Annotated in this window: 10 protein-coding genes; 2 read left to right on the forward strand and 8 right to left on the reverse strand. The window is 69.0% G+C overall.

Annotation, left to right across the window (positions count from 1 at the left end):
* Positions 1-78: 78 nt before the first annotated feature.
* On the reverse strand, positions 79-1,131 hold the full coding sequence (locus DSC45_RS20980) for an NAD(P)-dependent alcohol dehydrogenase (protein WP_119293311.1): 1,053 nt from the start codon (positions 1,129-1,131) through the stop codon (positions 79-81).
* 118 nt (positions 1,132-1,249) lie between these two features.
* Here DSC45_RS20980 and DSC45_RS20985 point away from each other — a divergent pair, with 118 nt between their 5' ends.
* Together DSC45_RS20985 and DSC45_RS20990 are read left to right on the forward strand one after the other, a co-directional pair.
* Positions 1,250-2,230: a helix-turn-helix transcriptional regulator gene (locus DSC45_RS20985; protein ID WP_119293208.1), complete on the forward strand. Its 981-nt coding sequence runs from the start codon at positions 1,250-1,252 to the stop codon at positions 2,228-2,230.
* Between the two features lie 72 nt (positions 2,231-2,302).
* Positions 2,303-2,638: a hypothetical protein gene (locus tag DSC45_RS20990; protein WP_119293209.1), complete on the forward strand. Its 336-nt coding sequence runs from the start codon at positions 2,303-2,305 to the stop codon at positions 2,636-2,638.
* A gap of 70 nt (positions 2,639-2,708) precedes the next feature.
* Here DSC45_RS20990 and DSC45_RS20995 read toward each other — a convergent pair whose 3' ends face one another.
* The 7 genes from DSC45_RS20995 to DSC45_RS21025 form a co-directional block, all read right to left on the reverse strand.
* Complete coding sequence (locus tag DSC45_RS20995) at positions 2,709-3,545, reverse strand: hypothetical protein (RefSeq protein WP_162929287.1); 837 nt, start codon at positions 3,543-3,545, stop codon at positions 2,709-2,711.
* A gap of 174 nt (positions 3,546-3,719) precedes the next feature.
* Entirely contained in the window at positions 3,720-5,525 is a 1,806-nt protein-coding gene (locus DSC45_RS21000; protein WP_119293213.1) for a sulfatase, read from the reverse strand.
* Positions 5,522-7,372: a glycoside hydrolase family 2 protein gene (locus tag DSC45_RS21005; protein WP_119293215.1), complete on the reverse strand. Its 1,851-nt coding sequence runs from the start codon at positions 7,370-7,372 to the stop codon at positions 5,522-5,524. The genes DSC45_RS21000 and DSC45_RS21005 overlap by 4 nt, the downstream gene beginning before the upstream one ends.
* A 70-nt stretch (positions 7,373-7,442) precedes the next feature.
* Entirely contained in the window at positions 7,443-10,415 is a 2,973-nt protein-coding gene (locus tag DSC45_RS21010) for an alpha-mannosidase (protein WP_162929290.1), read from the reverse strand.
* 140 nt (positions 10,416-10,555) lie between these two features.
* On the reverse strand, positions 10,556-11,437 hold the full coding sequence (locus tag DSC45_RS21015; RefSeq protein ID WP_119293219.1) for a carbohydrate ABC transporter permease: 882 nt from the start codon (positions 11,435-11,437) through the stop codon (positions 10,556-10,558).
* Positions 11,437-12,348, reverse strand: coding sequence for a carbohydrate ABC transporter permease (locus DSC45_RS21020; protein WP_119293221.1), 912 nt, complete (start codon positions 12,346-12,348; stop codon positions 11,437-11,439). The genes DSC45_RS21015 and DSC45_RS21020 overlap by 1 nt, the downstream gene beginning before the upstream one ends.
* Entirely contained in the window at positions 12,345-13,685 is a 1,341-nt protein-coding gene (locus DSC45_RS21025) for an ABC transporter substrate-binding protein (protein ID WP_119293223.1), read from the reverse strand. The genes DSC45_RS21020 and DSC45_RS21025 overlap by 4 nt, the downstream gene beginning before the upstream one ends.
* Positions 13,686-13,864: the final 179 nt, after the last annotated feature.

Below are 13,864 nucleotides of genomic sequence, written 5' to 3' on the forward strand. Positions count from 1 at the left end.
GCGCCGATCGCCGGCCGGGACACATGGTCCCGGCCGGCGATCGAAGGGGCTGGCCGTGGTGCTGCCCGGCGCCGGAACTCAGATGGTCGCCGCGTCGATGACGAAGCGGTAGCGGACGTCGCTCGCGAGGACCCGCTCGTACGCCTCGTTGATCTGGTCGGCACCGATGAGCTCGATCTCGGAGCCGATGCCGTGCGCGGCGCAGAAGTCCAGCATCTCCTGGGTCTCCTGGATGCCGCCGATCATGGACCCGGCGAGGGTCTTGCGGCCCGCGATCACGGAGAACAGGTTGAGCGAAACCGGCTCCTCGGGGGCGCCGACGTTCGCGAAGACGCCGTCGGCACGCAGCAGCCCGAGATACTTGTCCAGCGGCAGCGGCGCCGACACGGTCGACACGATCAGGTCGAACGTTCCGGCCAGTTCCTGGAAGGTCGCCTCGTCACTGGTCGCGTAGTAGTGATCGGCACCCAGCTTCAGACCGTCGTCCTTCTTGCGGAGGGACTGGGACAGGACGGTCACCTCGGCACCCATGGCGTGAGCAATCTTGACGCCGAGGTGGCCGAGGCCGCCGAGGCCCACGACGGCGACCTTCTTGCCGGGGCCCGCGTTCCAGTGTGCGAGCGGCGAGTAGGTGGTGATGCCGGCGCACAGCAGGGGCGCCGCCTCGTCGAGGGAGATGCCCTCGGGGATGCGGAGGGTGAACGCCTGGTCGACCACGACGTGCGTGGAGTAGCCGCCGTAGGTGGGCTCGCCGTCCCTGCCGAGGCCGTTGTACGTGGGGGTGTTGCCCTCGAGGCAGTACTGCTCGAGACCGGCCTTGCAGTTCTCGCACTCGCGGCAGGAGTCGACCATGCACCCGACACCCACCCGGTCACCCGCAGTGACCTTGGTGACGCCGGGGCCCACCTCGGTGACGATGCCCGCGATCTCGTGGCCGGGCACCATCGGGTAGATGCCCTCGCCCCAGCCGTCTCGAGCCTGGTGAATGTCCGAGTGGCAGATCCCGGCGTACTTGATGTCGATCAGGACGTCGAACTCGCCGACGGGCCGGCGCGGCACGGTGGTGCGCTCCAGGGGCGCCTCGGGGGCGGGAGCGGCGTATGCGGAAACGGTGGTGATCTGCTCAGTCATGTCCACCACGGTGCCAGCGGAATCCAGGGCTACCCAGACACCCGTTCTGCCTACGACCGTCGTGCGTACCACTGGCGGGGACAGCCTCAGCACCGGCGGGTCCTGGATACTGGAAGACATGGACATCCACCCCGAAGCCGCGGCCGACCACCCGCAGAACCCCGCAGACACCGCGGACCGGGAGTCTTCGGTGGTCCCCGCCGGGCCCCCGCCCTCGGCGGGCCCCGAGGGGCGGCCGCTGGACGGCCGGGCCGAGCTGAGCGAGTTCCTGCGGACCCGCAGGGCGCGGCTGCAGCCCCAGGACGTGGGCCTGCCGAACTTCGGACGGCACCGCAGAGTGCCCGGTCTGCGCCGTGAGGAGCTGGCACAGCTCGCCGGTGTCTCCGTGGCGTACTACACACGCCTCGAGCAGGGCAACGGCCGTAACGTCTCCGGCGACGTACTCGACGCCATCGCCCGTGCCCTGCGCCTCACCGACGCCGAGCGCGCGCACCTCATCCACCTGGCGAAGCCCACGGCACACAAGAAGAAGAAGTCTGTGCGCCAGCAGCACATGCGGCCCCGAGTGCAGCAGCTGCTCGACTCCATCGAGGGCGTGCCGGCCTATGTGATCGGGAGGCGCTCCGACATCCTCGGCTGGAACGCGCTCGCCGCGGCACTCTTCGGTGACTGGAGCGCACTGGCGCCCGCCGACCGGAACTGGGCCCGCATCTGCTTCCTCGACCCCCATGCACGTGATCTCTTCATCGACTGGGAGCAGAAGGCGTCGGACATCGTCAGCTACCTGCGCATGGACGCGGGCTGCTATCCCAACGACCCGCAGCTGACCGGCCTCGTCGGCGAACTCTCCGTGAAGAGCGAGGAGTTCAGGACTCTGTGGGCCACGCACGATGTGAAGGAGAAGGGGCACGGCGTCAAACGCCTGCGCCACTCGCTCGTCGGTGAACTGGCCCTGTCCTACGAGACGTTGAAGCTGCCGGACGACTGCGACCAGTCGCTGGTCATGTATCACGCGGAACCCGACTCGGCGGCGGCGCAGGGACTGCGCCTGCTCGCCAGCTGGGGGCGCGACGCGGCATCGGTCAATCCCCGGACGTAACGCCGCCGGGCTCGGCGCTCACTGAATTCCCGTGACACTTGCAGGATCCGGCCGCGAGAGGGGGACGCCGGCATGGAGGTCAGCGCGCGCGTCGAGCGACGCATCCGACACGATTTTCCCGACCCGGGTTTCGCGGACCAACTCCTCAGGCTGCTCGATGCGCTGCCGAGGGTCGCCGGATACGACCCGCACATGCTCGCGAGCGAGCGGGTGCAGGCGGCGGTGGTCCTGTCCGCGCGGGGCAGCGTCCGCGGGTTCGTGCAGGCGGTGCAGCTCGCCCGTGAGGACTGGCGCGACCTGCTGGTCGCGGCCCGACTCGCCGACCGGGACTGGCCGGACCGCCTGGACAGCGAACTGGGCCCGCCGCCCGGACGACGGCGATGGCCCTGGAGCCGCGGCCCCCGGTGAGGCCGGTCGTGGGTCCCCGCCGCTCCGTCGGACGCCTGTCGACTACAGCGCGCGGACGGCGCGAAGCGCGTTACCGCGGAGGCTGGTACGAGGAGGGCCCGCCCTCCGCCGGCGGTCCCTGGTACGGCTGCTGCGGCTGGCCGTAGGGCGGCTGTTGTGGGGCGTACGCCTGCTGGCCGTACGGCTGCTGTTGCGGCTGGCCGTAGGGCTGGTGCTGGAAGTGCTGCGGGTGAGGCTGCTGCTGAGGCGCACCGTACGGCTGCTGCTGTGGCGGATGAGGTGTTTGCTGCGGGAACGGCTGCTGCCCCTGGCCGGCGAGCCGACTGCCGGGCGGTGCGTAGTGCAGGCGCCCCCAGGAGTCGTTGACCTGCGTGAACCCGGCCGCCTGCAGCTGCTGCGCGCAGGCGACGTGCTGCCTGCGCCGCCGCAGCGTCTCGCCGCCGGCCGCGACCATGGCGAGGGCCCAGAACGCACCCCAGTACGGGGCCGCCTCGGCGCCCCGCAGCAGGATCTGGGACGCGACGATGACGGTCAGCAGCGGGACGGTGATCAGCAGCCGGCGCTTCTCGTTGTGCCGGGCGTACAGACCACACTTGATCCAGGTCTTGAGCAGCTCGGGTGCCTGGTCCGGCAGCGGCGGCAGGGGGCTGTTGCCGGTGAGCGGGTACTGCGCCCAGGCCTGCTGAGCACGCTGGCGCGCCTGCGGGCTCTGGTCCGGGACGAGCAGCATCCTCACACCGCTCTGTCCGAGATTCGGCCAGGCCACATCCACATACTGGTAGCCGAACTGCTCGGCGAGGTGCGCGATCCGCGAGAGCTTGTTCACGGACCCCCAGTAACTGGTGACCTCTGCCGGTTGCCCGTGCGCCATCGCGGTCAGCATCTTGCGGATCTGGCCACTGCTCATGATCATCCTTGCCTGGTCAGCACCTCATCCCGGTGCGGTGGCGTCACCTTTTCACGCGGCACCGCTGTTCGACTACAGGGGGTTGTCACCCCTGGCACACCTGGCTCCAGGGGCCCTCGCATCAGGGCGGCCGGTGCTTGGCCGCGATGATGCGGCGGCCGGTGGGGGAGCGGCTCAGCGCTTGGGGAAGAGGCGAGCCAACTCGTGTGCGAGACGGGTCAGTTGCGCGCGGTCGGGTTGCCCCGTGGCGGCGGACAGCTGGAGAAGTGACACGGTGCCGCGCACCGTCAGAAGCTCGGAGTCGGTGAGACCCGGCACGAAACGTCGTACGACTTCGACGGCTACCGGGTCGGCCAGCAGCACTGCCAACGGCATACGAAGTCCCATCCTGCCCTCGGGAAACTCGTCGGACCGCGGGGCCGGACCGAGCGCCACCGCCTGTGCCGACTGCTCGCGGTGTGCGGCCACCTGAAGATGGGAGGCGTCGACCTGCTCCGGCGTCCGGGGGAGGCCGAGCCGCTCGTACTGGTCGGGCGGAGCATCGTTGTCCCGCAACTGCCCCACCAGCAGGCGGATCATGCGCAGTTCGACTTCGTCGTCCCGGACCGGCCGCTCCTGGGCCGGGTCCTCGCGCAGGTCGTACAGCAGGGCGCCGAAGCGTGCGGGGTCGAAGCCGGGACCGGTTCTGGCGGGGGCTCGCAGCGTGCGTACCCCCTTGGTGAAGCTGAAGGGGCCGGCGAGGTCGGCGTCGATCAGTTCGTGCGGCGCGAAGCGTCCGCGACCGTGGGTGGGCATCAGTGTGTGTTCGTACAGCGGCTCATTCGTCCCGTCGTGGCTGGAGCGCATGTACACCCATCGGCCGTCGGTGATGTTGACATGGCCGCCGAACATGCCGAAGAGCGCGGTGTCGCGGATCGGCACCTCACCGAGCACGTCGTCGAACGCATCGCTCAGAGGGCGGCCCTGCATGTCGGGAGTGCGGTCGACGCCGAAGAACTCGAGCAGCGTCGGGGCGACGTCGATCGTCTGCACGAGGCCGCCGTGGCGCCGGCCCGCGTGCGCGGGCCGCCGCGGGTCGTGGACGAACAGCGGGATGTGCGCGAGTTCGTTGAACCAGGGCTGGACGAGCTTGCCCCACCAGCCCTTCTCACCCAGCAGCAGGCCATGGTCGGTGCAGACGTACAGCAGCGTGTCGTCCCACAGGCCGTACTCGTCCATCGCGTCGAGGACCCGGCCGAGCGAGTGGTCGCACATCGACACCAGAGCGGCGTATTCGCGGCGGGCATGGCAGGCCTGCGCGTCGGTCTCGGTCACCTTCCCGTAGTCCGGCCAGTCGAAGTGCGGGCCGTCGTAGTCGTGCGGATACAGATCCTTGTACTGCTTGTGCGAGAAGAAGGGCTCGTGCGGATCGAAGGTCTCGATCTGTACGAACCAGTTGTCCGCCGATCTGTTGGTGCGCAGGAACTCGATGCCGGCGTCGAAGGTGAGCGTCTGCGGGTGCTTGTCCTCGGTTTCCATGTGGGCGCGGTTCACCCAGTCCTGGCGCCAGAGGTCGTTGCGGTTGCTGCGCAGGTCCTCGGGAGGGTCCGGGTCGGCGACCTGCCCTTTCCAGGCGTCACCCTCCTGCCCGCGGAAGAACTCCCAGGTGTTGTAGCGCCCGTGGTAGGTGGCGCCGCCGTCCTCCCAGTAGTGCTGGTGGTCGCTGACCAGGTGGGTGTACACCCCGTGCTGCTTGAGGAGTTCGGGCATGGAGTCGTCGAACGGCTCGAGCGGGCCCCAGCTTCGGTGCAGGAAGTTGTACCGGCCCGTGTGCATCTCCCGACGGGCAGGCATGCAGGGCATCGAGCCGACGTAGCAGTTGTCGTAGCGGGTGGAGCGGGCCGCGAGGCGTTCGAAGTTCGGTGCGTGCACCCGGTCGGCACCGTAGGGAGGCAGCATGCGCCGGTTCAGACTGTCGAACATGACCATGATGGCCTTCATGCGCCCGGCTCCTCCGCGTCCCGCTGACGTGCAATCAACTCCATTGCTGCCAAACGGTGTTGTGCTCGACGGATCGGCTCGATGTCGAACTTGTGGGACCGGTCGAACCCGAAGATCCCGTTCTGCTCCTGAAAGACGTCCGTCAACTGCGTGTAGCAGTAGCCGAACATGTCCGGGTGGTCGAGCAGCGCGTCGACGAGCCCTTCGAACCGGGCGTGGAACTCCTCGATGCTGCGCACCCGTTCGCCGTACCCCCAGGATCCGGTGGCCGACTGGGGCCGGCCCGCCTCCGCGGGATTCCACCAGATGCCGCCGAACTCGCTGACGAAGAAGGGCTGTCCGCGATAGCCGATGGACCAGGACAGGCCGGTGGTGTCGGACCGGTTGACATACGGGGTGCCGTCGCTGAGCGGACGCTGGTTCGCCGCGAAGGTTTCCGGATCCTGCTCGTAGTCGTGACTGTCGAACACGTCGGACTCGGGAACCCGGTGCGCGTAGCCGGATGTGTCGAGCACCGGCCGTGAGGTGTCGTGCGCCTTCGTGGCCAGGAACATCGCGCGCATCACGTCGTCGAGTGCGGTGATCCGGTCGCCGTGGTCCTGCCAGGTCTCGTTCATCGGGCACCAGCCGACGATCGACGGATGCGAGTGGTCCCGCTCCAGCACCTCCAGCCATTCCTGTACGTACGAGGCGTCCGGCTGCTGATTGGTGGACTGGCCCTGCTCGGTGTTGCAGCCCCAGTCGCCGAACTCGCCCCACACCAGATAGCCGAGGCGGTCGGCGTGGTACAGGTAGCGCTCCTCGAAGACCTTCTGGTGCAGCCGCGCGCCGTTGAACCCGGCCTCGAGACCGAGCTCGATGTCCCGGACCAGGTCGGCATCGCTGGGCGCGGTCATCAGCCCGTCGGGGTAGTAGCCCTGGTCGAGGACCAGACGCTGGAAGACCACATCGCCGTTGATGCGGATCTGCTTGCCGGTGATCGAGACGCTCCGGAGACCGGCGTACGACGTCAGCGCGTCGACGACCTGTCCGCCCGAGTCGCGCAACTCGATGTCGATGTCGTAGAGATGCGGGTCCTGCGGCGACCACGGCCGGATCCGTTCCGGTGGCAGCACCACGCTCAACCGCGGGGTGAGGTCGAGGTCGGCGCGTACGGTCGCCCCGGCCACGGCGCCGGATGCGTCGCGGACGTGGAGCCGCACGGTGGCGCCCGGCAGGTTCGCGGACAGCGGCACCTGCGCATCGAACGACCCGGCCGCGACGTTCGGTGTGATGCGGGGGCGGCGCAGGGCGACCGCAGGCACCGGCTCCATCCAGACGGTCTGCCAAATGCCGGTCGTTCGCGCGTACTTGGCCGCACTGGGCGTGTACGCGACCGACTGCTTCCCCCTGGCCTGCGGCGCCTCCGGTTCATCGCGGGCCCGTACCACCAGCGGCACCGGCACCCCGGCGGGTGCCGCATCGGTGATGTCGAAGGTGAAGCTGGAGAACCCGCCCCGGTGCCGCCCGACTTCGATGCCGTTCACCCACACCGTGGTGTCGTGGTCGACCGCACCGAAGTGCAGCAGCAGCCGGTCACCGTCCCACTCCTGCGGGACCGTGATCGTGCGGCGATACCAGACCGCCCGCAGGAAGTCCTGCTCCCCGATCCCCGACAGCCTGGCCTCGGGAGCGAACGGCACCGTGATCTCGCCGGCCAGCTCCCGCTCGGCGAGCCCGCGCTCGAGGCCGGTGTCGGACCGGTCGATCTCGAACCCCCACCGCCCGTTGAGGTTCTGCCAGCGCTCGCGTCGGAATTGCGGGCGCGGATACTCCGGCCGGGGGAGGTCCTCGTGGTCAACCGACATGGAGTCACCTTTCGTTGGACCCGCTCAGGCCACCGGGTTCATCGGGCTTGTTCAGGCAGGGGGGAATCGCTCAGGCCGCGGGGTCGCGGAATCGCAGGGTGAGTAGTTCGAACGGGCGCAGTTCCACCTCGACCTCGTCCCCGGGCGCCACCGCGCGGACCGCAGAGCTGTCCGTGGCACGCTCCAGAAGGTCGGTGGCGTCGGCCGCACTCCAGGAGAAGCGGGTCCGCACGGCAGCGCGGGAGCGACTGCCATGTGCCTCGTACAGCCGCACGACGAGATCTCCGGACCGGTCCTCGGCCAGCTTCACGCTCTCCACCACGACGGCTGCGTCGGTGACCTCGAGCAGCGGCTCCGTCGCCGCTCCCGGTACGGCACGCAGAGGCAGGTGCTGGGCGTACCCGTCCACGACGGCGTCGGGAATCCCGCCGGGGCGCAGGCTCACGGTGAAGTCGTGCCGCCCCTGGTCCGCGTGCGGGTCCGGATAGCGCGGCGCGCGCAGCAGTGACAGGCGTGCGGTGGTCATCGGCCGGCCGTCGGGCGCCTGCCCGTTGCGGATGTCGTGGCCGTAGACCACGTCGTTGGCGACCGCGACTCCGTAGCCGGGCTCGCCGACATGGATCCATCGGTGCGCGACCGTCTCGAAGCGGGCGGCGTCCCAGGAGGTGTTCTCGTGGAGGGGCCGGTGCAGATGGCCGAACTGGATCTCGGAGGTGGACCGGTCCGCCCGGATGTCCAGGGGGAAGGCGAGCTTGAGCAGCTTCTGCGACTCGTGCCAGTCGATGTCGAAGGCGTAGTCGACCCGGCCGTCGGCCAGCCGGACGGTCATCACGACGACGGTCTGCCCGCGCTCGTGCCGTACCACCACCGCATCGTCGACGAGGTCGATCGACACGGGTTCGACGAGCTCCCGGCAGCTTCGCTTGTCCTCCTCGTTGATGTCCCACGCGTCCCACTCCCGCGGCGTGTCGCGGAAGAGCTGGAGTACACCGCCTGCGACGCCACGCGGCAGCAACTCCCTTTCTGCGGCAAGGTCCACGACCGAGACGAGCGTGCCACGGCGGTCGATCTCGACGTGCAGCTTCCCGTCGTCGAGCATGATCCGCTCGCCCTCCCACCGCGGTACCGCAGCCGGGGGAGCGGTCACCGCCCCGACCCCCATCGCCGGCACTCCGTGCTGCGGATAGGGGCCGGCGTTGGCAGCGAGAAGGGGCCCGTCACCATCCCCACCGAGTGCCCCCAACGAGCCGGTGACCAGCTCCGTCAGCTCCTGCGCCACCCGGTCGTAGTCCCGCTCGGCGTCGTCGTGGACCCAAGCGATCGACGTGCCCGGCAGGATGTCGTGGAACTGCAGCAGCAGCACCGTCTCCCAGATCCGGCGCAACGCGTCGTACGGATACGGGGTTCCGTGCCGAACGGCCGCCGTGGCCGCCCACAACTCGGCCTCCCGGAGCAGGGCCTCGCTGCGCCGGTTGCCCTGCTTGCCGCGGTGCTGGGACGTCAGAGTGCCGCGGTGCAGTTCGAGATACATCTCGCCGACCCACACCGGCGGAGACTCCAACTCCGCCTCGGCGGCGCGGAAGAAGCTGTCCGGGTCCGTCAGCCGCACCCGCGGCGATCCGTCCAGATCCCGCTTGCGTTCGGCCGCGGCCAGCATCTCCCGGGTGGGGCCGCCACCGCCGTCACCCCAGCCGTACAGGCCGAGGACGTTCCGCGCCTTGCCCTTCTGGCGGAACGACCGCTCGGTGCGCGCGAGATCCGCGGCCCCCAGGTCGGAGTTGTACGTCTCGGCCGGCGGGAAGTGCGTGAATACCCGGGAGCCGTCGATGCCTTCCCACTCGAAGGTGGAGTGCGGCATCGGATTGGTCTCGTTCCAGGACGGCTTCTGGGTGAGGAAGTAGCGGGTGCCCGCCGCACGGGCGATCTGCGGCATCGCCGCCGTGTAGCCGAAGGAGTCGGGCAGCCACACCTCGTCGCTGTCCACCCCGAACTCCTCGAGGAAGAAGCGCTTGCCCAGCACGAACTGGCGTGCCAGGGCCTCGCCGCCGGGCATGTTGGTGTCGGACTCGACCCACATGCCGCCGACCGGGCGGATCGCACCGTCGGCCACGGCGGCGCGGACCCGCTCGAACAGGCCCGGCTGAGTCTCCTTGAGCCAGGCGTACTGCTGTGCCGACGAAGCGGCGAACACGAACTCCGGGTGACGGTCGCTGAGTTCCAGCACATTGGCGAACGTCCGGGCCACCTTCCGTACGGTCTCCCGGGTCGGCCACAGCCAGGCGCAGTCGATGTGGGCGTGACCGGCCGCCGAGACGATCAGGGAGCTGTCCGCCGCGCGGCCGGCCAGCACCGGTGCGAGGACCTCCCGACCGCGTGCGGCCGTACCGGCCACGTCGTCCGGGTCCATGACATCGATCATGCGCTCCAGGGCGTGCACGATCTCCGCGCGTCGCGCTCCCTGCTCGGGCAGGGCGTCCGTCAGCCCGTCGAGGGCGGCCACATCCTGCAGGAGTTCCCACACCTCACCGTCGCGCAGAGCGACCGACAGATCGGTGAGCCGGTACAGCGGCTGATCGCCTGCGGTCGCCTTGTCGCCCATCGCGGTCGGCTCGTACTCGTAGGGCACCTGCACGATGGGATTCGCGGCCGCCTCGATCAGCAGGCGAAACGGGCCGGGTTCGGCGAGCGGCACCCAGGAGTTGTACGGCTCGATCGCTTTGACGACCTCCCCGTCCGGCCGGTACACCAACGCTTCGGCCTGAAAGCCCGGCTGGTCTCCGGTGAACCCCAGGTCCACGACGAGCTCGGCCTCTCCCGCCTCGGCCCAGCCGGCCGGCACCTCGCCGCGTACGTCGAACCAGGTCGTGTCCCAGGGGCGCCCCCAGGGGTCGCCGAGTGCGAACGGCTCGTACTGCCGCGTCACGGCGTCGGCGAACGGAACCGGCTCTCCGCCGACGGTCCAGGCGGAGATCTGTGTCGGACGGCTGTCCCGGTAGACGGCGGGCGCGATCCGGAACTTCGTGAACCGGCGGACCCGGAGCATCGTCAGTGCGGTGGCGTCGAGCTGCACCCGCCCATGGGGATTGTCGTCAACCAAGAGAAGGTCTCCTCTTACTCGCTGCAGGGTGGTTCTGGCAGAGCACATCGGCGTCTGGCCGACAAGCGGTACGGATGGACGGCGCGTCAGCCCTTCAGAGCGCCGCCGAGACTGGAGCGCATCAGATGCCGGCGCAGGAAGAGGTACAGCACGGCCGGTGGCGCCATGTAGACGACGGCACTGGCCGCGAGTACGCCCCAGTCGACCTGGTTGAAGGCGGTGAACGAGCGGAACAGGCCGATCGAGAGCGGGTAGAGGTCAGGTGACTGGAGCAGCACCAACGGGGTGAGGAAGTCTCCCCACACCGCCATGAACGTCAGCATCGCGGCGGCACCGAGACCTGGGCCGACCAGGGGCAGGACGATCCGCCGGATCGCCCCGAACCGGGTGTTCCCGTCGAGCCAGGCAGCCTCCTCGAGATCGAAGGGGACGGCGTCGATGGTCCCCTTCAGCAGCCACAGCGTGATGGGCAGCGCCGCCGCGGCCTCGACCAGGATCAGGCCCACGTACCCGTCGTCCAGGTGCATCTTCACCATCAGCAGGTAGAGGGCCACGATCGTCGCGGGCGGCGGGATCACGCGGATCAGCAGGATCGCGAACATGAAGGTCGTCCGGCCGCGGAACCGGTAGCGGGACAGGCCGTAGGCGCCGAAGATGCCGCAGGCCAGGTTCAGGGCAGTGGCGGAGAACGACACGATGATGCTGTTCAGGAGCAGCCTGGGAGTGCCGCCGTCGGTGAAGAAGCGCACGAAGTTGTCCAGCGTGAACGCCGGGACGCTGACCGCGGGCCCGCCGTCTCCGTCCACCGCCGTCAACACCACCCAGGCGAACGGTGCGACGCAGAACAGCGCGAGCAGAACCATCAGGACGTACTGCAGCCCTCGTTGCACGAGCTTCCACCTGGGCGTGCGCCGACGCGGGGCGGCGGGAGCCTGAGGTTCGACGGGTGCCGTGGTCGTGCTTGTCATCAGACCTTCACCTTCGCCAGTCGGGCGTACGTCAGGCCCAGGACCATCAGTACGACGAGCAGGACCACCGATGCCGCGCTGCCCAGGCCGATCTGCGAGTACTGGAAAGCGCGCTGGAAGATGTAGATGGAGGACAGCTCCGTGTCCTGTCCGGGGCCACCCTGGGTCAGGAAGTAGACCAGCCCGAACACACCGACCGTGGTGATCGTGGTGAGCAGCAGGTAGAGGAAGACCGGCCCGCGGATCAGCGGGAGCGTGACGTACCGGAACACCTGGAAGGCATTCGCGCCGTCCATCCGCGACGCCTCGATCAGTTCGTCGGGAACGTCCTCGAGCGCCGCCTGGAACATGATCATGGCGAGCGCGATACCCCGCCAGACGTTGATGATGATCACCGACAGCATCGGCGAGTCCTGCAGCGGAGCCGCGGCCCCGGAGCCGAACAGGGCAAGCAGCCGGTTGAGGGTGCCGCCGTCGTCGGAGGAGAGCACGCTGGCCCAGGTCAGTGATGCGACGACCTCGGGGACCACCATCGGCAGCAGCACCAGCGCCCCGAACAGGCCCTTGCCGCGCAGCCACTTCGCACGCAGCAGCAATGCGGCGAGCATGCCGAGCACCGTCTGCCCGACGATCGCCGACCAGAACACGAACTCGCCGGTGCGCCCGAGGGAGGCGAGGAAGTCCTCGGAGCCGAGCAGATGCCTGAAGTTCTCCAGGCCGACGAACTGCGGGTCGCGTGCGGCCCAGCCGGTCAACTGCGTGTCGGTCAGCGCGAGATAGATGCCGTAGCAGGCAGGAGCGATCACGAAGACCGCGATCAGGAGGACGGACGGTCCGAGCAGCAGTGACAGGGCGCCGCGCTCCCGCCATCGCGGGCTCAGCCGGGCCGGGGTCTTGGTCGTCGTGGTCACTTCGCCACCCGGGGCCGGCCCAGCAGTTCCTCGGCCTCTTCCGCGAAGTCGTCGGCGGCCTCACCGCCGTCCGCGTCGCCGGACACCAGTTTCGCCGTCGCTCCCTGAACCGCCTGGGACACCTGGTCCTCGCCGTCGCCCAGCGGCGGCTGCACGGTGGACTTCAGCTTGCGTTCCGCCTCGAGCAGCGTGGGCTCGTCCTTGTACGGTGCGGTGTCGGAAAGGTCCTTGCGCGGTGATACCGCACCCACCGCGGTCAGTTGCTTCGCCAGGGGCTTTCCGGAGCTCAGCCACTTCGCCAGCGCGGCCGCGACGTCGGGGTGGTCGGATTCCGCACTGACGCTGAACCCGTAGCCGCCGCCGCTGACCGAGTACGGCTTCGTGCCCGGCACCAGAGCCGGGTAGTCCCAGATGCCGACCTTCTCGCGTACGTTCTTGATCGGCGCCGCACCTTCCGGGCCCCAGTCGTACTTCCATCCCCAACTTCCCTGCGCCGCCACGGCGATCGTTCCCTCGGGGAACTTCTCGTACTTCGTGGGCTCCCACGGATTCGGGTTCTGCAGATCCTGGACCGGGAGCAGACCTTCCTCGATGAGGTCGTCGTAGAGACCGAAGGCGGCATCGAGCCCCTCGCTCTTCAGCGTCCACTTCCGGGACTCGGGGTCGAAGAGCGGGCTGCCGGTGCCGGCGGCGAGGGGGAGCAGGCCCTCCGACCATGAACCGGCGCCCCAGGCGGTTCCCGCCGGGATGACCATCGGAGCCTCGCCGGTCTTCGCCTTGACCTTCTTCATCCGGCCGATCAGCTCGTCCCAGGTGCGCGGCTGGGAGGTGTCGATGCCCAGGCGTTTCAGCACGTCCTTGCGGTAGAAGAGGCTCTGCACGCTCGCCTCGTGGGGGAGGGAGTAGAACCCCCCGTCGGGCTGTCGCGCACCGTCCTTGGCCGACGCGTAGTACTGGTCCCAGCCGTCCCAGCCGTCCAGGTACTTGTCGAGCTTCAGCAGGTATCCGGCGCCGGCCAGGCCGGTGACGTTGGTGCCGCCCATGTCGATGACGTCCGGTGCGGACCCGGAGTGGAGCTGCTGCGTGATCTTGGTGCGGAACTGGTCATCGGTGAGAGTGTCGGCGATCAACTCGACGTCGACGTCCCGCCCTTGGCGGGCCATCGCCCTCTCGAACTCCGGAATGAGGGGCTTGATCACGTCGGCGCGGGCCTTCTGGTACTCGAGCAACTTGATCGTCACTGCACCGTCGTCGTCGCGGGAGTCCGAGCAGGCCGTGAGTGCGCCCGCGAGCAGTACTCCGGCGGCGACAACTGCACGGACACGCTTGCGGCTCATCGCGTCACCTCTCCCCGACTGTGGTCCGCCCGATGCTTTTATCCAGCGGATCGGATAAAGTTCAGCGATCGTAAGGAGGCCGTTTGCGCCCCGTCAAGGCTTTGCGCACGGGATGCTATGGGGTCGTGACAACCGGAGGGCACAATCAGGTCGGCGTCAATCTCCCAACCGATTGACAA

It is taken from the genome of Streptomyces sp. YIM 130001, from assembly GCF_003574445.1.
GTDB lineage: Bacteria > Actinomycetota > Actinomycetes > Streptomycetales > Streptomycetaceae > Streptomyces.